Genomic DNA, 22,931 nt, shown 5'->3' with positions numbered 1-22,931 from the left:
GTTGGCAATAGAGGTTAGAAGATTTCTATTTTATACCTTTGCAACGTCTTGGATAATATGGGGCAGTTTAGCCTTATTAACGCAACTAAATTTGCTGAAGTTTGGAAATGCAACATCAATGCTTTTATTTATTCTAGGCGGAATTACTCCGGCAATTTGTGAGATTTGGTTGAAAAAGAAATATTCAACTAAAGAAGAGTTCAAATCATTTATCCATAATGTGAAAAATCCTAAGCATCCTGTATCTTGGTACATATTTGCAATCGGATTAGCATTTGTAGCTTGTTTTTTACCAACTCTCTGGGGCGGAGCAACTATGGAGAATCCAATGTATCTGGTCTTACTTGAATTCCCAATCATGATTATCGGAGGAGGATTGGAAGAGATTGGCTGGCGTGGTTTTTTACAGCCGACATTACAAAAAAGATGGTCTCCCTTCACGAGTACAATTATTGTGGGTATTATTTGGGCAGTCTGGCATTTGCCATTATGGTTTGTTCTTGGATCAAACCAAATAAACATGAACTTCCTATGGTTTTCTTTAACATCTTTAGCGCTATCTTTTTTATTAACAATCATTTACCTATCTACTAAAAGTATTTTTCTCTGTATTATTTTCCACGCTTTAATTAATTCATTTTGGGTTGTCTTTGTACCGGTTACACATGTATCATCTGGTTTATTCACATTTTTATTTGCCCTGTTCCTATTTACGGTATTTGAAGTTTATCGAAAATCAAACTTTCAGAAACGAATGGTTTGAATTTGGTACTATTGATTGATCGTAATTATTAGAAAATAATATTTGAAGATTACTAGGGGAATCTGTTATAGTATGTGCGAAGGGCAGTATCCTTTTGTGAACGGCACCTTCAAAACGTTAGAACAATTTACCTTCTTTCAGCAGGTGTTCAAAAACACCCGCTGAAAGAAGGTAAAGCCTCCGGCGGTTGTCACGGAATCGGAAAGGAGTTCTTAGGGGATGTTAGCCTAAAATCATCGCATCCATGCGATAACGGCTAACTGACCTGCATCGTGCAGGCCTAAGCACAAAGCCGATTCCGGACGCAATTATGCTGGGGCATAATTGATAATAAATATCTGCCTTGATCTTTTAATGACAGGGACGGAAGAAAACAAGCGTTCAAAAATGTAACTTAATTCAATGGAATGGGCAATTCTCATAATGAGATTTGATTACGATTCTTTTATTAAGTTATAGCCTCTATTCAAGAATTAGAGGTGATTTTTGATAACGAACGAAACACTACCCTTCTGTCTATTTAAAGAACAGAAGGGTTTTTCTGTTTTCTTTCCTTAAAAAAAGGAGGACTACATGATGAAAACAACTTCAGATTTTTTAAAGATGAAGGTAGCAGGGGAGAAAATCGTTATGCTGACGGCATATGATTATCCTGCTGCAAAATTTGCCGAGGAAGCAAATGTCGATATGATTCTAGTGGGAGACTCACTAGGTATGGTAGTACTAGGCTATGATTCTACAATGCCAGTAACAGTAGCAGACATGGTCCATCATGCAAAAGCAGTGCGCCGAGGCGCAAAGGAGACGTTTGTTGTTGTTGATATGCCATTTGGTTCATACCATGGTGATGTACATGAGACGTTGAAAACGGCTGTATCCATGATGCAGGAAACAGGAGCAGATGCATTAAAGTTAGAGGGGGCAGACGATGTCCTACCAGCAATTCGTAAATTAACGTCAGCTGGTATTCCGGTAGTAGCTCACTTAGGTTTATTACCTCAATCAGCAGGCGTGCTTGGTGGCTACAAGGTTCAAGGTAAAACAGCCGAGCAGGCAACGAAACTCATTGAAGATGCAAAAAAATGTCAAGAGGCTGGAGCGTGTGCTGTCGTCTTAGAATGTATTCCGCATCAGCTAACAGAGATGGTATCCGCTAATCTTATTATTCCAACGATCGGTATTGGAGCTGGAGTGGAGGCTGATGGACAAGTATTGGTTTATCATGACATGTTAAGCTATGGTTCACATCATGTACCAAAATTTGTGGAACAGTTTTCGAATATGGGCCAAGAAGCAAGCCATGGAATTGCTAGTTACGTAGAAGCTGTAAAGGCGGGTACATTCCCTGCACCGAAGCATTTCTTTACGATGAAAGAAGAAACATTGGACCAGTTATACGGAGGCGTAAAGTAATGAAAGTCGTCACTACTATCCAAGCGCTAACTATAGAAATTCAAGCAGCAAAACAAGCTCAAAAAACAATTGGACTCGTTCCAACGATGGGCTATTTACATGAGGGCCATTTAACCCTTGCAAAAACAGCTCGCGACGAAAATGATTTAGTCGTCATGAGTATATTTGTCAACCCAACTCAATTTGGACCAAACGAAGACTTTGAAAGTTATCCGCGTGATTTGCCACGCGATACTGCTTTAGCAGAGTCTGTCGGTGTAGATATTGTTTTCGCACCGAGTGTGGAAGAAATGTATCCTCATGATGGCGGTATTCGTATACATGCGGGTGAACAGGCAACCATTCTTTGTGGGGCGAGTCGTCCAGGACATTTTGATGGCGTTTTACAGGTTGTAGCAAAATTATTTCACTTAGCACAGCCGACACGAGCTTATTTCGGACAAAAAGATGCACAGCAGGTGGCAATTATTGCGACGATGGTACGCGATTTTAATTTCCCTTTGGAAATGCGAGTAGTACCCATTGTACGTGAGGAGGACGGTTTAGCGAAATCCTCTCGTAATGTGTATTTAAGTGAAGTGGAGCGTCTTGAGGCACCCGCCATTAATGAAGCGCTACAGCTTGCTCGTAATAGCTTTTTAGCAAATGGTGATGCAGCGAGTGCGCTTGCTATAGCAAAGGCACACATTACAGCACGTACACATGGGAAAATTGACTATATTGAACTGTTAGCGTATCCAGATTTAACACCCGCATTTCCTAAAACGGAGCAAGTGCTTATAGCGGCAGCCGTCTATATTGGTAAAACTCGTTTAATTGATAATTGTATCTTTAATGTGAAAGAAGGATTGTAAAATGTTACGAATGATGATGAACAGTAAAATCCACCGAGCTACAGTGACACAAGCAGATTTAAACTATGTTGGTTCTATTACGATTGATGAGGATATTTTAGATGCAGTAGGAATGCTACCAAACGAAAAGGTGCATATCGTTAATAACAATAATGGCGCACGCTTTGAAACGTATATTATTGCAGGGGAACGTGGATCAGGCGTTATTTGTGTGAACGGAGCAGCAGCGCGCCTAGTACAACGTGGAGATATTGTAATTATTATTTCTTACGTGTATGTAGATAACGAAGAGGCAAAAGATCATAAGCCAACAGTAGCTATTATGGGCGAGGGTAATTCAATTAAAGAAATGATTGCCTTTGAGCCAGAAGCAACAGTGATGTAGTGTGATAAAAGTGGCTACTTCTTTAAACTGAAACGTTAAAGATAATTTTTTTATAAGATGATTGAATGCATCAAATTTGAAAGTGTACATTACTAAATTAAAGCCTTCGGACTCAATTATGCCGAGGCATAATTAGGTGATGTACACTTTTTATTATGTCAAAAGATGTTAGAGGAAGTCGTATCATAGATTTAAAATGAAAAAATCTGTGTTTCATTGATTTCCTATGAACACTCTAGAGAATTTAGAAAGTTGTCCAAATTAAAATATTGCGTTAACGATACCTTCCTACCTTCTTAGTGCAAGCGATGATAGACTTCAAATACAAGATGTATATTGTTATTTGAACGTTCCTCAACTAAGTATTTGATGGTTTGGAAGCTACGCCAGTAGTCATACATAATACTCGTTAAATTTTTTGCTTCATAACTAGCACTACCAAATCATCTAATAAATGTTTACCGTATTTATCTTTAAACAAATGAATCAATTCTAATTCTTTCTTGGCAATTTCATCGAATTGATTTTCATTGAGAGTTAATTTTTTTGATAAATATTCGCACATCCCTTCTTCAAACCAAATGCTATCCCAGTCAATCATCATCAAATTCATAGTGAAATAAATCCGAATGATGTGTTAGTTCATGGGCTAAAATGCAAAAAATATGATCATTGCCAATCGTTTTATAGTATTCCTCAATTTCAACGTGTTGTAGACCTTCTAATTGTCTTAAAAATAACTGTCTCCAACTCTCAAGGTTCGGGTTCATTCGGGTTCATATAGATAATATCTTTTTTTGTATAAGCAGGAATAGGTACAGTTGAAAAGATGTTTGTCGCAATTTCTTCTGAAGTCCATACAATCGCCTTAGGGATATCATGGAGGTCATATTCTTTTTCTAATAGTTGACGATAATTCTCTAATTTTTCAATAAAAAATTGAGTTGGTTGTATATTATTTTGATATTGTTCTATATTTTCATATGCGAAAATTTGTTTCATTTCTGAAGTTTATTGGAGTGAAGCGGCTCATCGGACGTCCACAGGAAGATGCCAGTCGGAACGGAAATCAACTACACGCTATGGTGGTGGGCACATCTTATGAATTAATTTGAAAATTCTTACTGTGAATCCTGATAATCGTTCAGAAGTCTTTTTTTATAAACAATCAACAGTGGTGAAGGGATGCCGCTGAGCCAAATATGTGATAAAATTCATCTATCTAATGTGAACTGTGAGTTGAGATGTATGATGGAAAGTCAAAAGTATGCAATTGTTGATTTAGAGACGACCGGTCATTCACCGGCAAATGGGGACCGAATGATTCAAATAGCAATTGTTATTATGAAAGATTGGGAAATTGAACAAACGTATACGAAGTTTATTTATCCAGGTAAAGCTATTCCAATTTTCATTCAGGATTTAACGCATATTACGGATGAGGATGTAAAGGATGCCTTGCCGTTTGAGGCACATGCCGACTACATATATGAACTGCTTGCCGATTGTGTATTCGTCGCACATAATGCAGATTTTGACTTATCCTTTTTACAAGCAGAGTTCAAGCGTGCGGGTTTATCAAAATGGCAGGGTAAAAAGATGGACACGGTTGAGCTTGCCAAAATTTTGTTCCCAATGTCACTCAGCTTTAAGTTAGGTGATTTAGCGGCAGATTTAAATATAGAGCTTACAAATGCACACCGAGCAGATGACGATGCCCGTGCAACAGCGGAGCTCTTTAAACGATGCTGGAAGGAGTTACTCGGTCTCCCTCAGCTAACCCTAGAACAAATGCATAAACGTTCATTCAGATTGAAGTCAAATTTATCTCAGCTTTTCTTCGAGGCTCTTCAAATTAAACGACAGCATGTAACTGCTAATGAGAATGTCTCCTACTACCGCAATTTGGCTATTTGTGATGGACGAAAAAAGTATACAAATCATGCGGAGGTTGTATCATATCCACAAACAGCAGCGGACAAAACTGCATTAATGACAAAAGCCATGTCGAATTTTGAGCAACGACCAGCGCAATTCGAGATGATGGACACGATTTGGCAAGCGCTCAATGACAAAAGGGAATGCGTTATAGAGGCCTCAACAGGTATTGGTAAAACAGCAGGCTATCTACTTCCAGCGATTTTGTATGCTCGAGCAGTCGATAAAAAAATTGCAATTAGCACATATACGTCACACTTGCAGGAGCAACTTGTTGAGGAAGAGCTACCAAAGATTGAAAAAATCCTTGGCACTAAAGTAAATATCGCTGTGCTTAAGGGAATGCAGCATTATATTGATGTTGCACGCTTTGAGCAATGTATGGCATATGCTGATGAAACTTATGATGATACATTTACGATTTTGCAAATTCTTGTCTGGCTGACTAAAACTGAAACAGGTGTGCTAAGTGAGCTCAATGTATCAGGGGGCGGGCAACTATTTTTAGAGAAAATCCGTAAAATGCCTGATGAAAAACCTTCAAAGGGCTTTGATTTTTATGAGCAAGCGTTAAAAAATAGTGAATTTGCTGATTGTATTGTAACGAATCATTCTATGGTACTCAGTGATTTAGTCCGTCAAACACCAATATTTACACAAATTGACGGATGGATCATTGACGAAGCACATCAATTTATACAATCTGCTATGCAGCAAGATGAAGTTGTCTTCTCCTATACGCAGTGGAAGTACATTTTCGGCCAAATCGGAACGATGGAGGAAACTGCTTTGTTCCAGCAATTTAGTCAGGCCGCTAAGAAAAAACACCGTGTTTCTATGCAAAGTTTGCAGCGACTAGATGCACAATTTATACGTCTACAACGGACATTCGATGAAACTATGCAACGGGCTGTACAAAAAATGCAGCAACAAATAAAAGGGAAGCAAGCTAGTAGTAAATGTACTTTGTTTTTAGAGGATGTAACACTAGCAAAAGAACCGCTTCTACAAGTAAGTAAGCTTACACAGCAATGGCTTGATCTTGCTACAGAAGTAGGGCAGACCTTTGAAAATAATATTGAGCAATTAGATAAAAATGAGCTCTTTATTTTATCTGAGTGGCATTATTGGATTCGTGAATTAAAAGTAAAAATCGCGGAATGGGAAGAAATTTTCCTATCGTCACAGGATGATAATTCAGTTTGGCTAGAATTTGATGTAAGGAGCGTTCCTGGCAGCTTACACGTCTATAAAAAGCCTGTTAATGTCACATCTATCATTGAAAAAGTACTTACACCTCTTCGTAAGCAGGCAAGTATTGTGTGGACTTCAGGTACTTTAACGGTGCCAGGTAATGAGCGTTTTGTAACGAGTCAACTTGGTATTTCTAATAGTGTGCAAGTAATAAAGCTCCAAGCACCACCGTCCTATTATGCAGGTGCGAAGGCATTTATTGTCACCGATATGCCTGAAATTCAACATGTGACTCAGGACGAATATATTGAAGCGGTCGCTCATGCAATTACACGTACCGTGAGAATGACTGAAGGACGTTGCTTTGTCCTATTTACCGCTCAGGATATGCTTCGAAAAACAGTGGAGCTTATTCAAGATAGTGAACTCCTTGATGACTATATGCTATTTGCACAAGGAGTTACGGGTGGTAGCCGTATGCGAATTTTGAAATCATTCCAAAAGTTTAGCCATGCCGTTCTTTTTGGTACAAACAGCTTCTGGGAGGGTGTAGACGTTCCGGGTGATGCTCTTGCATCGGTGATCGTTGTACGCCTGCCGTTCTCCTCACCGGAAGAGCCTGTATTTAAAGCGCGAGCAAAACATATTACTGCACAAGGTCGCAATTCTTTCAATGAGCTTTCATTACCAGAAGCCATCATGCGTTTTAAACAGGGCTTTGGTCGTTTAATCCGTTCATCACAGGATAAAGGAGCCTTTATAGTTTTAGACCGCCGTATTTCAACAAAGTCGTACGGCAAGGAATTTGTTAAGGCATTACCACCGATTGATGTGAAGAAATTGCAGCTACCGGAGTTGTTAAAGGAACTTAATAATTGGCAGAAATAGTTGAAATCCCTTTTAGTAGTTTTGCTAAAAGGGATTTTTTTGGTGGGATTTATCCCAAAAGTAAGGCTACCTGAGCGAATTTTGAAGAAAGTAAAAGACAGGTGACTCGAGCGGATATAAGTAGAAAACAGAGATCCTGAGCTATATAGTCTGCAAGCAGAGAATAAGATTTACTCATTAAAAAAGCCCTCGACGTTTGCGGGGGCTAGTTGCTGTTATAAAACTTCTTTGGTCTGCCGAAAGGACTAGACATCCCGTGATCATCATACTTTCATCAGTAATGTTATTGATCTTTCCACTAATAATTGCTATAGAATCTTTTGTATCTTCTCTTGGGCTTTTACAAAGTCTAGTTCTATAGCTTTGTTTTAAATTTTTGACTAATAAACCGGTAGTTCAAAAAAGAATTCCTACCATCTACGGAAACCAGGTCTAAAGCCGGGGAAAAACGGTCTCCCAAACGGGAAAAATGGGCTTATTGGGAAAAACGGGCTTACTGGAAAAAATGGGCTTACCGGGAAAAACGGTCTTCCTGGGAAGAATGGGCCTCTGCCTGGGAAAAATGGGCCCATGCCTGGGGAAAATCGACGTCCATCATTAAAACGCATTGGATTTACCATTTTTATAACTCCCTTCAATTGATATAGTATAGGCTATGTTCAATCAATGAAATGGCTTAGACTAAGACACAGGTTTGGGATTTTTGCAAAGGTCGATATTGTATTGCGCCTAAAATTGCGATTACATATACACTTCAATTGGTGAAATATTGTTATTCAATGTAGTGAAATTCTTTAGTTAAATAAATAGATCACTCATAATGAGTGATCTATTACGTACAAGAAATCTTATCATTGACATCATCTGTTAAAAATTCAACACAGTTTCTGCCTTGTTCTTTTGCTTGATATAACGCTTTATCACATCTTGATAATAATGTATTTCGTGTATCTCCATTTACATAGCTAGTTACGCCAAAGCTACTAGTTTTTCGCTGCACAATAGGGAATTGATAATTTTCTAATTGTTGACGAATTTTTTCAGAAATCTTAACAGCCTCATCGAGTGTAGTTTGAGGGCAAATAACTAAAAACTCCTCACCACCCCATCTTCCAACAGTATCTTGCTCTCGAATCGTATTTTGTAATATCTGGGCTACGTTCATTAAAACTAAGTCTCCTACTTGATGGCCAAACTCATCATTGACTTCTTTAAAATAATCAATATCTAGAAGAATAATAGAAAACGTGGTCTCATGATGTTGAGCTTGTTCAAATGCTTCTTCTAACACGTAATCTAACCTTACACGATTTGGAACTTGAGTAAGTCGATCGGTATTTGCTAATTTTTCAAGCTCAAGTTTAGCATTTTCTAGCTCCTGTGTTCGTTCTTTAACTTTATATTCGAGTGATTCATTTAGTATTTGTTGTATTTCCTGAGTCTCTTTTTTAATAATATTGATTTTATCACCTAATGCTAATGACAAAAATATAGATTCAAAAATAGCACCAACTGCAGGAACTTCCTCAAATATAACTGGATGGAATGGAATTATACTTAAAAAAGCCAATGCTTGCACAATGATAGAACCAAGTAAAACAGTCCAACCTACCATATAATATCTAGCCATTTTCTGACCTTTTAACAATACAAAAATTCCTGATAACCAAAGGAAAATAAAGACAACTACAGCCAAAATAATTGTGACATTATTAGTAATTGCCACATCAGGGATAATGAATGAAGCAATTAAAGAAAGTACAGTGCCCCATAATAGTAAATTTCCGAAATTGTGGAATCGAGGTAAATATTTTTTAAGTTCAAGAAACTCTTTACAAAATAGAATCATAAACAAAAGTAAAAGATTTCCGCTTATAGCGGAGGATTTTATAAAAAACAATTTAGGCAAAAATTTTCCTAATAGCTCAACATCTAAAGAATTCAATGTAGCCTGATAGAGGATAAAACTAAAAATATACAAAACATAGTAAAAGTAAGCCCTTTCTTTTAACGAAAAGAATAAAAATAAATTGTAAATTAATAAAGCTAATAAGAACCCATAAAACATTCCTGTTAAATATTTATAGTCAATAATCTTATTGATGAAGCTATCCGTTGCAAAAAGAAAAGAAATTGAACTTAATGGTAATTCTCCATCTAATTTTAAATAAATTTCTTTGACAGAAGGTTCTTGGATTTGAAATAAATTCGAACGATAATGAATGTTTTGATCGTCCACATTTGATATTCCTCTTTTTTGAACACGATAGGAGCCATCTTCTTTCACTAAATACATTTCAATGCTATCTAGTTTGTCTGTTACCTCTAACCAGTAAGACTTCTGTTTATCTTTTAGTATTTTTTCAGTATCCAATCGAAGCCAAATTGTATCATTCGTATGCCCAAAAAATACATAATCGTCCTTACTAGCGACAAATGATTTGTTATATGTCCCACTTAATAAATCTTCTATTGTAATTTTTTTTGAAGGGTCACGAAAAATATCATAATGTTTTCCTAATATAATAGGTTCAGATCGTTCTTCAGCATGACCTGGTAAGCTGAATTGTGTAAAAGTAAATATAAGTACGATAAAAAAATAAAATAACAGCTTGGTTTTCTTAATTTTATTTTTCATCATTCAATCTTTCTCCTATCTCAATGCTTTTCTTCAGTCATTTGTAAGGATGCTGATGAAAAGTTAAATAGAGTGCTGTAAAAATAGAGTGTTATGTAAATATATCACACTTTATTCTATATTTAGGATTTTTAAGTGCTAAATAAAGGTTTAAAATAAAAAATTAAATGAATTGGTACCGAAGGAAGATAGATTGGTTAGAATTCCTTGATTATCAAAGACCATAAGAGGAAGAATGAACACGAAAAATTCAGGAATTCAATGAACTACATTCAGCTGAAGAGCTTTTATATATAGGTGATACGTGGGATTTAGTTATGCTGCTAAGCCTTAAAAAGCAATTTATTATATATGATTCACTAGCATTCCTTTTGTTTGTAGCCTGCTACGCACTTTGTATAAAACAACGGTTATTGCTAAAAATAAGACCGTCAAAATGAGCGTTTTAATTACAATAAGTATTTGTTATTTTCTCGCTTGTTATGACAGTTTTTTTGAAATAACGACGCTTTTCATACATGTGAAGAATGAACTTCAAGTGTATAACTGGCTTCGTATTTACAAATAAGGGAGGTGTAAACGTGAGCGTAGTATATAGAGTCGCTCTAGTGTTAGTCATTATTGGAGCAATCAACTGGGGACTTATTGGATTCTTTAGAATTGATTTAGTTGCCTATTTATTCGGTGGACAAACAGCAGTATTGTCTCGATGGATTTATGCTATTGTCGGGTTAGCAGGGCTAATATCTATTCCAATTCTAATTATGCGATTTGATGAGGATGAAGACCTAGATCCTCATACACGCATAGACAGGAATCCAAGCTATGGCATGGAGATTGGTGATGAAGAAGATTTTACTGCATTCAACACAACGGATGTGCTAAAAGAAGAAAAAAAGGATTCACATAGCAAAAATAAACACCATAACAGAAAATAACTCCTAGTTTATTGATATTACCCCAAAAAACTTATGAACAATGTACTGCCCGTAAAAGTTAGACATCAATCTAATTTTTACGGGGGTTTTTTTGTTCGTGGCTATGAAGGGTAGTGAAGTGATATTAGCTATTACTTAGAAAGGCGAAGGACTAGGCGATGGACCGCTCAAAAAGGAAGTCTTATGCTGACTATTTATTGGTGTGCCAATATATCTTCAATCAAAAATGCGATATAGAGATTTGTTTTTGTAAATGGATTACTTAGGTCCATATCTAAAAGAGTCTCTATTTTTTTTAGTTTATAAAGTACTGTGTTGCGATGAATAAATTGTCGTTCACTTATCCTACGAGTACTACCATTCTCCTCGAGAAAAATGCGTAAAAATTGTACGTAATCTGTGTTATGCAATTCATCATAGCGATAAAGCTGACCTAAAATATCTTGGCTATATGATTTGATCAATGTTTGATTTTGCACAGCCATAATAATTTTATAGGCACCAATTTCTTTATATTTATATAGGAAGCGGTTGTTATGAAGCTTTGCTAATTGGATTACTGTTAATGACTCATCATAGCTTTTGCGAACATTTTCAAGCTCTTTATGAAAATTTCCTTTACCAATGATAATATCTAAGTAACCATTTTTTTGTGTAATTTTGTCGTAAATTTCTTCAACAATTTTTGAGAAGGGAGTATTAGGTGTATTGATTTGTGCTTTGTCGATTAAAAAGATGAGGTAATTTTTATGCTTTAGTTTTAAGAAGCGTTTATATCTATTTTGAAATGCAAATTGGATCATGACCTCGTAACGGTCAATGTTAGCTTGTACACTATGTGTTGTACATGAAATGATGGCTAGTTCTCTACTTTGTGGAAATCCTAGTAGTGCTAATTGATCCTTAATATAGTTGGCGTTTTGTTTGTAGTGAAAAAGTAAGTTATAAAGAACCTTTTCTTCGATAGACAGCTCTTGATGGTGATTAGCAATAAATTGAAATGTTGTTTTTAATAGATCGGCTATTCGATAATTCCATGGCATGAGAAAAATAGGGAAATCATATTCGTTAGCAAAAGATATGACTGAATCTGGTATTTTTGGAATGTATGGACCAGTATTGATGATAAAACCTGCTACTTTTTTAGAGAAAGCTAATTTTACAAGCTGCTCCAAGGAATCTCCGTCAGAAGATAAATTGATACCTGTAGTAACGACTAATTCATTAGGTCTACAAAACATAATTAAATCGATGCTTTCTACTACGTTAATCCCTGTAACTCTTCGATACGTTCCGTTATGTCCAGCTACTAATGTTAGCATTGGGAATTGAACTCCCTCTACAATTTTGCGAATTGTCCCCATTTCTTCCCCCCTTATTATGAACATAACTTACCATATATTATGTGCAGATGCACATATTTTTTTAGTTTGCTAGCTATATCTCATAATTTTTATCTTTTATAGAATGTGAATAACTACTGTGAAAGAGAGGAATTGCATATGTATAAGTGTAATAGTAGACGATTGCAAGAGTTAATTGAACAATTTAGTCAATTTGGAGCTACCGAAAATGGTGGCGTAACTCGTTTGTCTCTTTCGAATGAGGATGTACTCGCAAGAAACTATTTTTGTGAGTGTTGTGATGAATTAGGAATGGACATCAAAGTCGATGATATGGGTAATATTTATGCGATTCTCCCTGGGAAAAAGGATGTTCCTCCAATTGTTATGGGGTCGCATTTAGATTCCGTTGAAAAGGGTGGGAAATTTGATGGTGTATTAGGCGTTTTAACGGCTATAGAAGCCATTAGAACGTTAAAGGAAAACGAGATTGAACTAGATATCCCTATAATGATTGTTAATTTTACGAATGAAGAAGGTGCTCGTTTTGATCCAGCAATGATGAGCTCTGGTGTCATTTCATCTAAATTTGAAAAAGAAAAAATGCTGCAATCTGTTGACAAGAATGGCACTAGTTTCAAAGAAGCGCTGCGAGAGAGTGGGTATGAAGGAGAACAAGAAAATCGTTTAAAGGATGCACTTGCTTATATCGAATTGCATATTGAGCAAGGACCTGTTCTAGAGGCGAAGCAACTTGAAATAGGGATTGTTGAAGGTGTATTAGGAATGGTTTGCTATGAAATTACGGTTACAGGGCAGTCCAATCATGCTGGAACGACGCCGATGACAATGCGTCAAGATCCGATGATCGTAACTTCAAAAATCATTTCGTATTTACATGAAGAACTCGGAAAAATTGATGAACAGTTAGTATTTACTTTTGGTCGAATGAATGTATCTCCAAATATCCATACCGTTATACCGAACAAAGTGACGTTTACGATTGATTCACGTCATCAAAAACCAGAGATTATGCAAAAAGTTGAAGATATACTGAAACATCTTCCTACAGAGGATATGGGCTGTAACATTAAGCCAGTTAAGCTTTGGGGGAGAGATACAGTTTATTTTGATACTCATATTTGTAATGAAGTGGCAATGGCTTGTCAGAACTTTGGCTATACTGCTCATCGAATGTTTAGCGGAGCGGGACATGATGCGCAATATATGGCAAGTATTGTTCCATCAGCGATGATTTTCGTACCTAGTATTCATGGTAAGAGTCATTGTGAGGAAGAAGAAACAACGTTTGAGGATTGTGCGAAAGGAGCAGATGTATTACTTGAAACCGTGTTGACGTTGCAAACAAAGTTCAGTATGGGGGAGACCTACACGTTACATTAAAGTAGGTTTTATGAATTAATTGAGCATTCTCCATTATTTTACGAAGGGTGAGGGGCAGAATGAAAAAAATTATTAAAGGTGGACGAGTAGCAACAGCTGCAGATGTTTTTGAGGCAGATATTTTAATTGAAAACGGAAAAATTGTTCAAATAGGTAAAGATTTATCCGAAGTAGGCGCAGAAATTATTGATGCTACTGGTAAGATCGTGATGCCAGGTGGGATTGATCCGCATACTCATTTAGATATGCCATTTAACAATACTGTGACTGATGATGATTGGAAATCTGGTACCATTGCAGCGGCATTTGGTGGGACGACTACTATTTTGGACTTCTGCTTAACGGCTGGCGAAGAAAAACTTTCAGCTGCAGTTGAAAAATGGCATGACAAGGCGAAGGGGAAATCAGCTATTGACTATGGATTCCACTTAATGATTGGTGATTTAACGCCTGAAACAGAAGCTGAATTGCCGCAAATTTTAGAGCAGGAGGGCATTACTTCTGTAAAGGTGTTTATGGCTTATGCGAAAGAATTTCAAGCAACCGATCGCACCCTTTTTAAAGCTTTTAAAATAGCAAAGGACCTCGGTGCTGTTGTTATGGTGCACTGTGAAAATGGTTCTGTTATTGATGAGCTTGTGGAAGAGGCGCGACGTGCAGGTCATAAGGAGCCGATTTATCATGCGCTCACTCGCCCAGCAGAATTAGAAGGCGAAGCGACAAAACGTGCAATCGAGTTAGCCCATATTGCTGGCGCTACCCTTTATGTAGTACATGTTACTTGTAAAGAGGCGGTAGATGAGATCATTGCTGCCCGTGATAAGGGTTATAACGTCTACGGAGAAACATGTCCACCATATTTAACTTTGGATCAATCTGCTTTGGCACAACCTGGTTTTGAAGGGGCAAAATATGTTTGGTCCCCACCACTTCGCCCGAAATACCATCAGGATCATTTATGGAATGCTCTAAAAGCAAAACAACTACAAACAATTGGCTCTGATCAATGCTCGTTTAGTTTCAAAGGTAAAAAACAGTTAGGATTAAATGATTTTTCTAAAATTCCTAACGGTGGGCCTTTTATCGAAGACCGTTTCAGCATTTTATATTCAGAAGGTGTAGCAAAAGGAAAGATTTCTATCAATGAGTTTGTCGATATGATTTCCACAAGTGCAGCAAAAATATTTGGCTTATTCCCACAAAAAGGAACGATTGCAATCGGTTCCGATGCCGATATCGTTATTTTTGATTCAGAGGTAAAACGAGAAATTTCGGCTAAAACCCATCATATGAACGTTGATTACAACCCATATGAAGGATGGGAAGTAACAGGTGAACCAGTAAGTGTACTAGTTCGTGGGGAATATGTCATTAAAAATAAAGAATTTGTTGGTGTACTAGGTAGTGGGCAATATATAAAACGCCCATTAAAAACAACTGCTGCCGAAGCACTTAATATTTAGCTTATGACCGATTGCTTTGGTGGAGAACAGAGCAATCGGTCTCGTAATATCTTCATTTAGCTACTGAAGACTATCTTCCTTTTTAATGGTGGGGTGAATGTTGAATGTAGCTCTTTTTTCAATAGTGTAATTAAGAAAGCTCATCACCACACGTTATGGTGACGGGCCATTATTTGTAGGAAAAAATGAACACATGAGGGGGATGTAGAAATGGTTCTGAATCAAGAAAATACAATGTCCCAACAGTTAAAACGTAATTTTATGGAATTGACTAGCAGGATGACAAAGAATGAGGCAATTGAGGAATCAAATCGCTGCCTTTATTGCTACGATGCACCATGTATTAAAGCTTGTCCAACGAGTATTCAAATACCGAATTTCATAAAAAAAATTGCTTCTGGTAATATGAAGGGCTCTGCTACGACTATATTAGAAGCAAATCCAATTGGTGCAAGCTGTGCAAGGGTTTGTCCAACGGAGGAACTATGTGAAGGGGCGTGTGTGTTAAATTCCTCAACAAAGCCTATTAAAATTGGAGAGCTACAGCGCTATGCAACAGATTGGGCAATGGAAACGAATGCTCAGCTATTTAAGCAAGGGCAAAGTAATGGGCAGAAGGTAGCGATAATTGGTGCAGGTCCCGCTGGTTTATCGGCTGCTCGAGAACTTAGTCGTTTTGGCTATCATGTCACAATCTATGAGGCTGAAGCAAAAGCTGGCGGTTTAGGTAACTATGGTATAGTGTCGTTCCGTTTACCGAATGAAGTCGTTGATTGGGAAATTGAACAGATTGAAAAGCTCGGCGTAGAAATCAAAACAAACACAACTGTCGGCGTTGATGTTTCTGCTGAAGAGATCTTGGAGCAATATGACAGTATTATTTTAGCAGTTGGTATGGGAGCTGTTCCGAATCTAGGCATTGAAGGAGAAGGTTTAAAAGGTGTACATGATGCGATAGAGTTTGTCAGAAAGACAAAAATGGGACCGCTTACAAAAGATGTTGTTGGGAAGCGAGTGGCTGTCATTGGTGCTGGTAATACCGCGATTGATGGTGCTACATGTGCAATGCGTTTAGGTGCTGACAATGTTCAAATTCTTTACAGAAGAACCCAAAAAGAAATGACTGCGTACAAATTTGAATATGAATTTGCCAAGCAGGATGGTGTGGAGTTTAAGTGGCTGACAGCACCGAAAAAAATTGTCGGTAATGAGTCAGGTGAGGTTGTAGGTATTGAATGTGTAAAAATGAAGCTCGGTGAAGCGGGTGCTGATGGTCGACAAAGGCCTGAAGAGGTGGAAGGCTCCAATTTTATTATTGAAGTGGATACTGTTATTAAGGCAATTGGGCAAACACGTTTTGTGTCACTGATTGAAGCTTTTGGGCTCCAGCATACAAATGGCGTAGTCGATATTGATGAAACGACAATGCAAACTTCGAATGACAAAGTATTTGCATGTGGAGATGTCGTCTTCGGAAATGGCCAGGGCGAGGCGATGGTCGTAACAGCTGTACAGCAAGGAAAAGAAGCAGCATACAAGATCCATGAACGTTTAACTTCTTTCAGCGGAAGTCTCCCACATCCATAGTTGGTGAGATGAATGCAGATTTTATGAAATCCAAGTGAGATTGCATAAGGGAGGAACTAATATGGCAGACTTACGCATTGACTTAGCGGGCATCAAATCGCCGAACCCATTTTGGCTAGCATCAGCACCACCAACGAATTCAGGCTATCAGGTACAACGCGCATTTGAAGCGGGATGGGGCGGTGCTGTTTGGAAAACGTTGGGGGATCCGATTCTAAATGTTTCTTCACGCTTTGCAGCAGTTAGCTTTAACGGACAAAGAGTAGCGGGCTTCAACAATATTGAACTGATTACGGATCGTCCGCTAGAGGTAAATTTAAAAGAAATTTATGAAACGAAAAAAAGGTTTCCAGATCACGCGATAATCGCTTCCTTAATGGTGGAGCCTAAGCAAGAAAAATGGCATGAGATTGTTAAACGAGTCGAAGATGTGGGTGTTGATGGTCTTGAGCTTAACTTTGGGTGTCCACATGGGATGGCAGAACGAGGAATGGGCTCTGCCTCTGGTCAAGTACCTGAATTGGTGGAAAAGCAAACGTATTGGGTGAAAGAGGCAGCAAAAACACCAGTAATAGTGAAGCTAACGCCAAATATTACCGACATAACGGTAACAGCAGAAGCGGCAACAAGAGGTGGAGCAGATGCGATTAGTATGATTAATACGATTAACAGCTTAGCGGGTGTTGACTTAGATACATGGAATACAGTGCCTCATGTAGCAGGAAAGGGTGCGCATGGTGGCTATTGCGGTCCTGCCGTTAAACCAATTGCACTCAATATGGTTGCAGAATGTGCTCGTAATCCATTAATCAATGTTCCGATTTCGGGCATTGGTGGTATTTCCGACTGGCAAGATGCTGCTGAGTTTATATTAATGGGAGCAACGGGCGTACAAGTTTGTACAGCAGCGATGCATCACGGTTTTAGTATCGTTGAGGATATGATTGATGGACTGGGTAACTATTTAGACGATAAAGGGATTGCCTCTGTTATGGATTTAGTAGGTCGCTCAGTTTCCAGATATTCTAATTGGGGTGACTTAGATTTAAATTATAAAATCGTAGCTGAAATTAATAATGATGTTTGCATTAACTGTAACAAGTGCCATATTGCATGTGAGGACACATCGCATCAATGTATCGACTTATATACAGAAGATGGTCGCCCAATGCTGAAAGTTCGAGAAGAGGACTGTGTAGGCTGTAATTTATGCTCAATCGTTTGTCCTGCAGAGGGTGCTATTACAATGGTTGAACGTCCATCTACAGTTCCACCTATGACTTGGAATGAACGTCAAACTCTGATTAGTAGTCTATCTAAGTAAACCTCTAAAATCAATTTCGCCTTTGCGTAATTGTGTTCGGAGGCTAAATCTTCATTCGTATGTGCTGGGACACTAACTAAATGGAGCCATATCTGTTTTCATCTCATTACCTTCTAAGGTGGGTGCACTTTGCCGAATGAAGATAACTGAAATTCCAACTTCCTTTAGCATCGTTGAAGGAAGGAATAACCTCATGTAAGTTGTCACGGAAATTTGATAAAAGAAGGAGAGATTAGATGGAACGTGAAGGGAATTATTTAAAATCCCCAGATTTACTTCCAGTGACACATCAACAAAGAAATATTGGAACATTTGGTTTTGCAGTAATTTGGATAGGTATGGCAATTGTATTAGCTGCTTTTGCAATTGGTGGCTCGGCAATCATAAACTTGCCGTTGCCGATGGTGATTTTAGCAACGTTGATTGGTTCTTGTTTAATCGGTGTATTTATGACGTTAATCGGTGATATAGGCATTGAACATGGCTTATCATTCCCGGTTTATATGCGTGCTCCATTCGGTACATTTGGCACACATATTCCGTCACTTGTCCGCGGTGTAACGGCTGCATGTTGGTTCGGTCTGAACACTTATTTCGGTGCATTAGCTATAAACGGTATTTTAAATTTACTTTTTAATTTTGATAATTGGTTTATTTGTTTCATTGTCTTTGCAGCACTTCAGTTATTTAATACATCACTAGGTATTAAATCTATTGAACGCTTTGCAGATTTGGCAGCACCAGTAATTATTTTAATTTCTTGCTGGATGTATTATACACTGGCAGATACTGCGGTTGCACAAGGGAAAAATATTTGGACATGGGTGGAAGCGCCAACAACAGGTTTCACGGCCTTCACTGCATTTATGGTAGTGATCATGGCAAATATGGGCTTTTGGTCGACGCTGGCAGCCGACATGCCTTCACTTTCACGCTTCTTTAAAGCACCAAAAAATGAACGCAATTGGTTCAAACGCAATAAAACACAGCTCGTTGGTTCATTAATCGTTATGCCGATTACAAATACTTTCATTGTGACAATTGGTGCTGTTTGCTATATGGCTGTTGCCTCAGCTGATCCAATCAATGCATTACAGCAAAGTGCAAGTGGCTTTATTTTAGGCATTTTACTGTTAATGATTGTATTAGCACAATGGTCAACTAACACCTCTGCAAATGTTATTCCAGCGGCAACAATCTTCTCAAATATTGGTGGTCCAAAAGTGCCGTTTTGGGTTGGAGTTGTTATTGCAGGAATCATTGGTATCCTAGCACAGCCTTGGAGTTTATTTGATGTATTAGTCAATGCACTTTTAATTATCGGAGGAATTCTAACAGCCATCGTTGGTATTTTATATGCTGATTATTATTTAATACGTAAGCGCCGCGTGCATGTAAAAGCACTGTATGAATTAGATGGTCAATTTAAATATTGGAACGGCTTTAACTTAGCTGGTTTAATTGCTTGGATTATTGGTGGTGCAATAGCAAATATATTCTCCACTTATTCTTCATTAGTAGGGTTCTTTGTAGGGGCACTTGTATATTATGTACTAGCGAAATATTGGTGGTTCAAAAAATACCCTCAAGCTGAGCTTGAAGATCCAAGTGATGCAAAATATTTAGGAATTACAGTTGGTCACAATTTGGATGAACTATTTGGGCAGCAACAAATGCCAACTCCAACTGTTGTTCCAGATGAGGATGACAGCGTTGAACAACCAGATCCGCTGTTAGAAATAAAAGGTGCTGAATAATTAAACACCAAGATATTCACAAAAAAAGGTGAGGTGATTGCATGTCAGAACATCAACAAAGCACAGAGGAAATAAAAAAAGTAGATCAATATTTAGATAGTGGCTATAAAATCAAATATGTTTATGAAAATCTAAGTGGAATGTTTGTAGAATTTGCCTGTCAAGAAGAAGTTATTCTGATGCAAATTCTAACAGCAGATGCACGCAAATACTTTTCTGCAAAGCTCCAAGAACAGACGTTATTGCAATAACAAAATTAACTCTATTCCATTCACCGTCTTTTATGAAGGAATAGAGTTTTTTCCGTTATAAAATAGGTTTTTACATAAAGTTTGATTCCAAGATGACAGTGTTGCTAAAAGTGATGGATAGTGCAGCCAAAGCGGATAAAACCGCTGAGGCGACGGATAGAACAGCCAAAATCGTGGATAGAACAGCCAGAGTCGTGGATAGAACCGTCAAGGCGACGGAAAGAACAGGCGAAGCGACGGATAGAACCGTCAAGGCGACGGAAAGAACAGGCGAAGCGACGGATAGAACCGTCAAGGCGACGGATAGAGTCGTCAAAGTGATGGATAGAACAGCCAAAGTCGTGGATAGAACCGTCAAAATCGTGGATAGAACAGCTGAAGCGACGGAAAGTACCTTCAAAATGCCCTCCAGAACTCTTGTCGTATTGCCGTAATTTATGTTTTTCCTAAAAATACAATTGTGTTTTTCTACAGAATTTATTATTATTATAAAATAATTCATCGTAGAAAGAACTTCGAAAAGAGGCGTAATTTGTGGCAAATAAAGAGTTAAATAGGGGATTAGATGCACGTCATATCCAAATGATTGCTCTTGGAGGTACTATTGGCGTAGGTTTGTTTATGGGGTCTGCTAATGCCATTCAGTGGACAGGGCCTTCCGTGCTCCTTGCATATGGTATAGCAGGAATATTTATTTTCTTCATTATGCGAGCAATGGGAGAAATGCTTTATATGGAGCCAAGTACAGGTTCCTTTGCAACATTTGGCTATAAATATATCCACCCATTAGCTGGTTATTTAACGGCGTGGAGTAACTGGTTTCAGTGGGTTATTGTTGGGATGTCAGAGATTATAGCAGTAGGGACTTATATGCAATACTGGTATCCTGATTTGCCAGCATGGATACCGGGATTAATTGCAATGATTATTTTAGGTGTTGCCAACTTTATTTCTGTTAAAACTTTTGGAGAATTTGAGTTTTGGTTTGCCATGATTAAAATTGTAACGATTGTTTTAATGATTGTTGCAGGCTTTGGGCTTATTTTCTTTGGGATTGGTAATGAAGGCGTGGCAATCGGATTATCGAACCTTTGGAATCATGGAGGTTTCTTTACAGGCGGCTGGACAGGTTTCTTCTTTGCGTTATCATTAGTAGTTGCAGCCTATCAAGGTGTTGAGCTCATTGGGATTACAGCAGGAGAAGCGAAAAATCCTCAAAAAACTATAACGAGTGCGATTCAAAGTATTATTTGGCGTATTTTAATATTTTATATCGGTGCAATCTTTGTCATTGTAACAGTTTATCCGTGGGATGAATTAGGTACGATCGGTAGCCCGTTTGTTGCAACTTTTGCAAAGGTTGGAATTACCGCTGCGGCAGGTATTATTAATTTTGTGGTCATTACAGCAGCGATGTCAGGCTGTAATAGTGGAATTTATAGTGCTGGACGTATGCTATATACACTTGCCATGAATGGACAAGCACCTAAATTTTTTGCGAAGCTTTCTAAAAATGGTGTTCCCATTTTCGGTACAGCAGGTGTGCTATTTGGTTTGGTTATCGGTGTTATTTTAAGTTATGTTGCACCAGGAAATTTATTTGTATATGTATACAGTGCTAGTGTATTACCAGGGATGGTTCCGTGGTTTATTATTTTAATCAGTCAAATACGATTTAGAAAAATAAAAGGTGAACAACTTTCTAAGCACCCATTCAAAATGCCTTTAACACCATTTACAAATTATTTAACAATTGCCTTTTTAATAATGGTGCTAATCGGTATGTGGATTAATGATGATACGAGAGTTTCACTTATTGTGGGAATTGTTTTCTTAGTTCTTGTGATCATGAGCTATTATGTTTTTAGAATTGGAAAAGATCGTCCCGTTAATAAATAATGAAATGTTAAAAGGGTGTATTTCTCTACTATGAGATACATCCTTTTTCCTTTTTTGATAGAGATATGGTTTTTCAATACAACAAAAGGGACGCTCCATTAATAATTGGATTGTCCCTTTCAATTATTTTTCTTTTCGCATAATAAAGCTTAAATGTCTGCCTGCCTGTTTATCTTGGCGGTAGGAAAACCCATCTGGGCTGAGAAATGTGCACGTTGAATCAATCAATATTTGCTTTGAAGGAATACCTACAAGCTCACATTGTTTTTTGACAGTTTGTTGATTATCGATATGATATTTATTTGTTTCTGCATTGTAATACATAAAGTCTTCGGCATAGCCTAGATTGTGGAATTTTTCATAAACATCTGTATCCACCTCAAACTTTTGCTGACTGAGTGCCATACCGATTTGAACGTGAAAATCTTGAGGATTACAATGTTCGTGTTCCATCAAATGTTGGAAAAGTTTTAATGTAACTTCCTTGACAGTTCCTTGCCATCCTGAATGTACCACACCAATAAGTCCATTGACTTCATTATAAAAAATGACAGGTACACAATCTGCTGTAAAACTACATAAAAGTAAATTCGATTCTACTGTATAAAGTGCATCGGTATTACTAATGGCATTGTCCATCTTTTCAGCGCCACGTCCTTTATCAGAAGTCGTTACTTTGTGGAAATTAGCACTATGTGTTTGTTGCGTGCAAATAAAATCATGTAAGTCACAATGCAAAGTAGTTGCCAGTTTTTTTCGATTTTCTAGCACATCAGCTTCATGTACACATGTATGCAATGCCATATTGTTTTGTTCTAGTTCGATATCATCTTTTAAAGTAGTGCCTGCGATAAATTGGTCATTATCAAAATAAATTTTAGTTTTCATAACA

General features: G+C 37.7%; 20 protein-coding genes. 14 read left to right on the top strand and 6 right to left on the bottom strand.

The genetic code is table 11. The annotated features are described in order from the left end of the window. Window position 1 precedes the first annotated feature (1 nt). The 4 genes from ABNX05_RS17050 (at window position 2) to panD (ending at window position 3,415) form a co-directional block, all read left to right on the top strand. Window positions 2-763: a CPBP family intramembrane glutamic endopeptidase gene (locus tag ABNX05_RS17050; RefSeq protein WP_349660813.1), complete on the top strand. Its 762-nt coding sequence runs from the start codon at window positions 2-4 to the stop codon at window positions 761-763. A gap of 576 nt (window positions 764-1,339) precedes the next feature. Beyond that, window positions 1,340-2,176 (top strand): 3-methyl-2-oxobutanoate hydroxymethyltransferase, encoded by an 837-nt coding sequence (gene panB, locus ABNX05_RS17045; RefSeq protein WP_349660824.1) that lies wholly within the window; start codon window positions 1,340-1,342, stop codon window positions 2,174-2,176. Further along, the gene (gene panC, locus ABNX05_RS17040; RefSeq protein ID WP_349660812.1) at window positions 2,176-3,030 is read left to right on the top strand and encodes a pantoate--beta-alanine ligase; all 855 of its coding nucleotides are present in this window, start codon (window positions 2,176-2,178) and stop codon (window positions 3,028-3,030) included. Before panB ends, panC begins: the two co-directional genes overlap by 1 nt. A 1-nt stretch (window position 3,031) precedes the next feature. Then, on the top strand, window positions 3,032-3,415 hold the full coding sequence (panD, locus tag ABNX05_RS17035; protein ID WP_349660811.1) for an aspartate 1-decarboxylase: 384 nt from the start codon (window positions 3,032-3,034) through the stop codon (window positions 3,413-3,415). A gap of 409 nt (window positions 3,416-3,824) precedes the next feature. On the opposite strand, the gene ABNX05_RS17030 is transcribed toward panD, so the two are convergent. Further along, entirely contained in the window at window positions 3,825-4,019 is a 195-nt protein-coding gene (locus ABNX05_RS17030; protein WP_349660810.1) for a hypothetical protein, read from the bottom strand. Between the two features lie 149 nt (window positions 4,020-4,168). Further along, window positions 4,169-4,417, bottom strand: coding sequence for a hypothetical protein (locus tag ABNX05_RS17025; RefSeq protein WP_349660809.1), 249 nt, complete (start codon window positions 4,415-4,417; stop codon window positions 4,169-4,171). 246 nt (window positions 4,418-4,663) lie between these two features. Between ABNX05_RS17025 and dinG the strand changes: the two genes are divergently transcribed. After that, on the top strand, window positions 4,664-7,435 hold the full coding sequence (gene dinG / locus ABNX05_RS17020; RefSeq protein ID WP_349660808.1) for an ATP-dependent DNA helicase DinG: 2,772 nt from the start codon (window positions 4,664-4,666) through the stop codon (window positions 7,433-7,435). Between the two features lie 410 nt (window positions 7,436-7,845). Here the strand turns inward: dinG and ABNX05_RS17015 are convergent, their stop codons facing one another. Continuing rightward, window positions 7,846-8,055, bottom strand: coding sequence for a hypothetical protein (locus ABNX05_RS17015; RefSeq protein WP_349660807.1), 210 nt, complete (start codon window positions 8,053-8,055; stop codon window positions 7,846-7,848). A gap of 212 nt (window positions 8,056-8,267) precedes the next feature. Further along, window positions 8,268-10,076, bottom strand: a complete 1,809-nt coding sequence (locus ABNX05_RS17010; protein WP_349660806.1) for a sensor domain-containing diguanylate cyclase — start codon at window positions 10,074-10,076, stop codon at window positions 8,268-8,270. Window positions 10,077-10,654: 578 nt separating this feature from the next. Here ABNX05_RS17010 and ABNX05_RS17005 point away from each other — a divergent pair. Next, window positions 10,655-11,011 carry a DUF378 domain-containing protein gene (locus tag ABNX05_RS17005; RefSeq protein ID WP_349660805.1) on the top strand — a complete coding sequence of 119 codons (357 nt, stop codon included), beginning with the start codon at window positions 10,655-10,657 and terminating at the stop codon, window positions 11,009-11,011. A 194-nt stretch (window positions 11,012-11,205) separates the two neighbouring features. Here the strand turns inward: ABNX05_RS17005 and ABNX05_RS17000 are convergent, their stop codons facing one another. Then, entirely contained in the window at window positions 11,206-12,375 is a 1,170-nt protein-coding gene (locus ABNX05_RS17000) for a PucR family transcriptional regulator (protein WP_349660804.1), read from the bottom strand. 138 nt (window positions 12,376-12,513) lie between these two features. Here ABNX05_RS17000 and ABNX05_RS16995 point away from each other — a divergent pair, with 138 nt between their 5' ends. The 8 genes from ABNX05_RS16995 (at window position 12,514) to ABNX05_RS16960 (ending at window position 22,039) form a co-directional block, all read left to right on the top strand. Then, window positions 12,514-13,758 (top strand): Zn-dependent hydrolase, encoded by a 1,245-nt coding sequence (locus ABNX05_RS16995; protein WP_349660803.1) that lies wholly within the window; start codon window positions 12,514-12,516, stop codon window positions 13,756-13,758. 59 nt (window positions 13,759-13,817) lie between these two features. Continuing rightward, window positions 13,818-15,221: a dihydropyrimidinase gene (gene hydA / locus ABNX05_RS16990; protein ID WP_349660802.1), complete on the top strand. Its 1,404-nt coding sequence runs from the start codon at window positions 13,818-13,820 to the stop codon at window positions 15,219-15,221. Between the two features lie 210 nt (window positions 15,222-15,431). Continuing rightward, window positions 15,432-16,808, top strand: a complete 1,377-nt coding sequence (locus ABNX05_RS16985; protein WP_349660801.1) for an NAD(P)-dependent oxidoreductase — start codon at window positions 15,432-15,434, stop codon at window positions 16,806-16,808. Window positions 16,809-16,869: 61 nt separating this feature from the next. Continuing rightward, entirely contained in the window at window positions 16,870-18,132 is a 1,263-nt protein-coding gene (gene preA, locus ABNX05_RS16980) for an NAD-dependent dihydropyrimidine dehydrogenase subunit PreA (RefSeq protein WP_349660800.1), read from the top strand. Window positions 18,133-18,368: 236 nt separating this feature from the next. Next, a complete protein-coding gene (locus ABNX05_RS16975) occupies window positions 18,369-19,889 on the top strand; it encodes an NCS1 family transporter (protein WP_349660799.1) in 1,521 nt (506 codons plus the stop codon). A gap of 41 nt (window positions 19,890-19,930) precedes the next feature. Then, window positions 19,931-20,140, top strand: coding sequence for a hypothetical protein (locus ABNX05_RS16970; protein WP_349660798.1), 210 nt, complete (start codon window positions 19,931-19,933; stop codon window positions 20,138-20,140). A 113-nt stretch (window positions 20,141-20,253) separates the two neighbouring features. Next, complete coding sequence (locus ABNX05_RS16965; protein WP_349660797.1) at window positions 20,254-20,574, top strand: hypothetical protein; 321 nt, start codon at window positions 20,254-20,256, stop codon at window positions 20,572-20,574. 100 nt (window positions 20,575-20,674) lie between these two features. Beyond that, complete coding sequence (locus ABNX05_RS16960; RefSeq protein ID WP_349660796.1) at window positions 20,675-22,039, top strand: amino acid permease; 1,365 nt, start codon at window positions 20,675-20,677, stop codon at window positions 22,037-22,039. Window positions 22,040-22,162: 123 nt separating this feature from the next. Here the strand turns inward: ABNX05_RS16960 and pgeF are convergent, their stop codons facing one another. Then, complete coding sequence (pgeF, locus tag ABNX05_RS16955) at window positions 22,163-22,927, bottom strand: peptidoglycan editing factor PgeF (RefSeq protein ID WP_349660795.1); 765 nt, start codon at window positions 22,925-22,927, stop codon at window positions 22,163-22,165. Between the last annotated feature and the right edge of the window lie 4 nt (window positions 22,928-22,931).

The sequence above is a fragment of the Lysinibacillus zambalensis genome (assembly GCF_040183165.1).
In the GTDB taxonomy this organism is placed as follows: domain Bacteria; phylum Bacillota; class Bacilli; order Bacillales_A; family Planococcaceae; genus Lysinibacillus; species Lysinibacillus zambalensis.
Note: the sequence above shows the minus strand (reverse complement) of the source record. Positions and strands in the feature narration are given on the sequence as shown.

Excerpts from the sequence above, each read along its gene's own strand:
- ABNX05_RS17015 (WP_349660807.1), bottom strand. The coding sequence starts at position 8,055 with ATGGTAAATCCAATGCGTTTTAATGATGGACGTCGATTTTCCCCAGGC.
- ABNX05_RS16975 (WP_349660799.1), top strand. The coding sequence starts at position 18,369 with ATGGAACGTGAAGGGAATTATTTAAAATCCCCAGATTTACTTCCAGTG.
- ABNX05_RS17010 (WP_349660806.1), bottom strand. The coding sequence starts at position 10,076 with ATGATGAAAAATAAAATTAAGAAAACCAAGCTGTTATTTTATTTTTTT.
- ABNX05_RS16965 (WP_349660797.1), top strand. The coding sequence starts at position 20,254 with ATGGATAGTGCAGCCAAAGCGGATAAAACCGCTGAGGCGACGGATAGA.
- dinG (WP_349660808.1), top strand. The coding sequence starts at position 4,664 with ATGATGGAAAGTCAAAAGTATGCAATTGTTGATTTAGAGACGACCGGT.
- ABNX05_RS16985 (WP_349660801.1), top strand. The coding sequence starts at position 15,432 with ATGGTTCTGAATCAAGAAAATACAATGTCCCAACAGTTAAAACGTAAT.
- ABNX05_RS17030 (WP_349660810.1), bottom strand. The coding sequence starts at position 4,019 with ATGATGATTGACTGGGATAGCATTTGGTTTGAAGAAGGGATGTGCGAA.
- ABNX05_RS16995 (WP_349660803.1), top strand. The coding sequence starts at position 12,514 with ATGTATAAGTGTAATAGTAGACGATTGCAAGAGTTAATTGAACAATTT.
- pgeF (WP_349660795.1), bottom strand. The coding sequence starts at position 22,927 with ATGAAAACTAAAATTTATTTTGATAATGACCAATTTATCGCAGGCACT.
- panD (WP_349660811.1), top strand. The coding sequence starts at position 3,032 with ATGTTACGAATGATGATGAACAGTAAAATCCACCGAGCTACAGTGACA.
- panC (WP_349660812.1), top strand. The coding sequence starts at position 2,176 with ATGAAAGTCGTCACTACTATCCAAGCGCTAACTATAGAAATTCAAGCA.
- hydA (WP_349660802.1), top strand. The coding sequence starts at position 13,818 with ATGAAAAAAATTATTAAAGGTGGACGAGTAGCAACAGCTGCAGATGTT.
- panB (WP_349660824.1), top strand. The coding sequence starts at position 1,340 with ATGAAAACAACTTCAGATTTTTTAAAGATGAAGGTAGCAGGGGAGAAA.
- ABNX05_RS16970 (WP_349660798.1), top strand. The coding sequence starts at position 19,931 with ATGTCAGAACATCAACAAAGCACAGAGGAAATAAAAAAAGTAGATCAA.
- ABNX05_RS17000 (WP_349660804.1), bottom strand. The coding sequence starts at position 12,375 with ATGGGGACAATTCGCAAAATTGTAGAGGGAGTTCAATTCCCAATGCTA.
- ABNX05_RS17025 (WP_349660809.1), bottom strand. The coding sequence starts at position 4,417 with ATGAAACAAATTTTCGCATATGAAAATATAGAACAATATCAAAATAAT.
- preA (WP_349660800.1), top strand. The coding sequence starts at position 16,870 with ATGGCAGACTTACGCATTGACTTAGCGGGCATCAAATCGCCGAACCCA.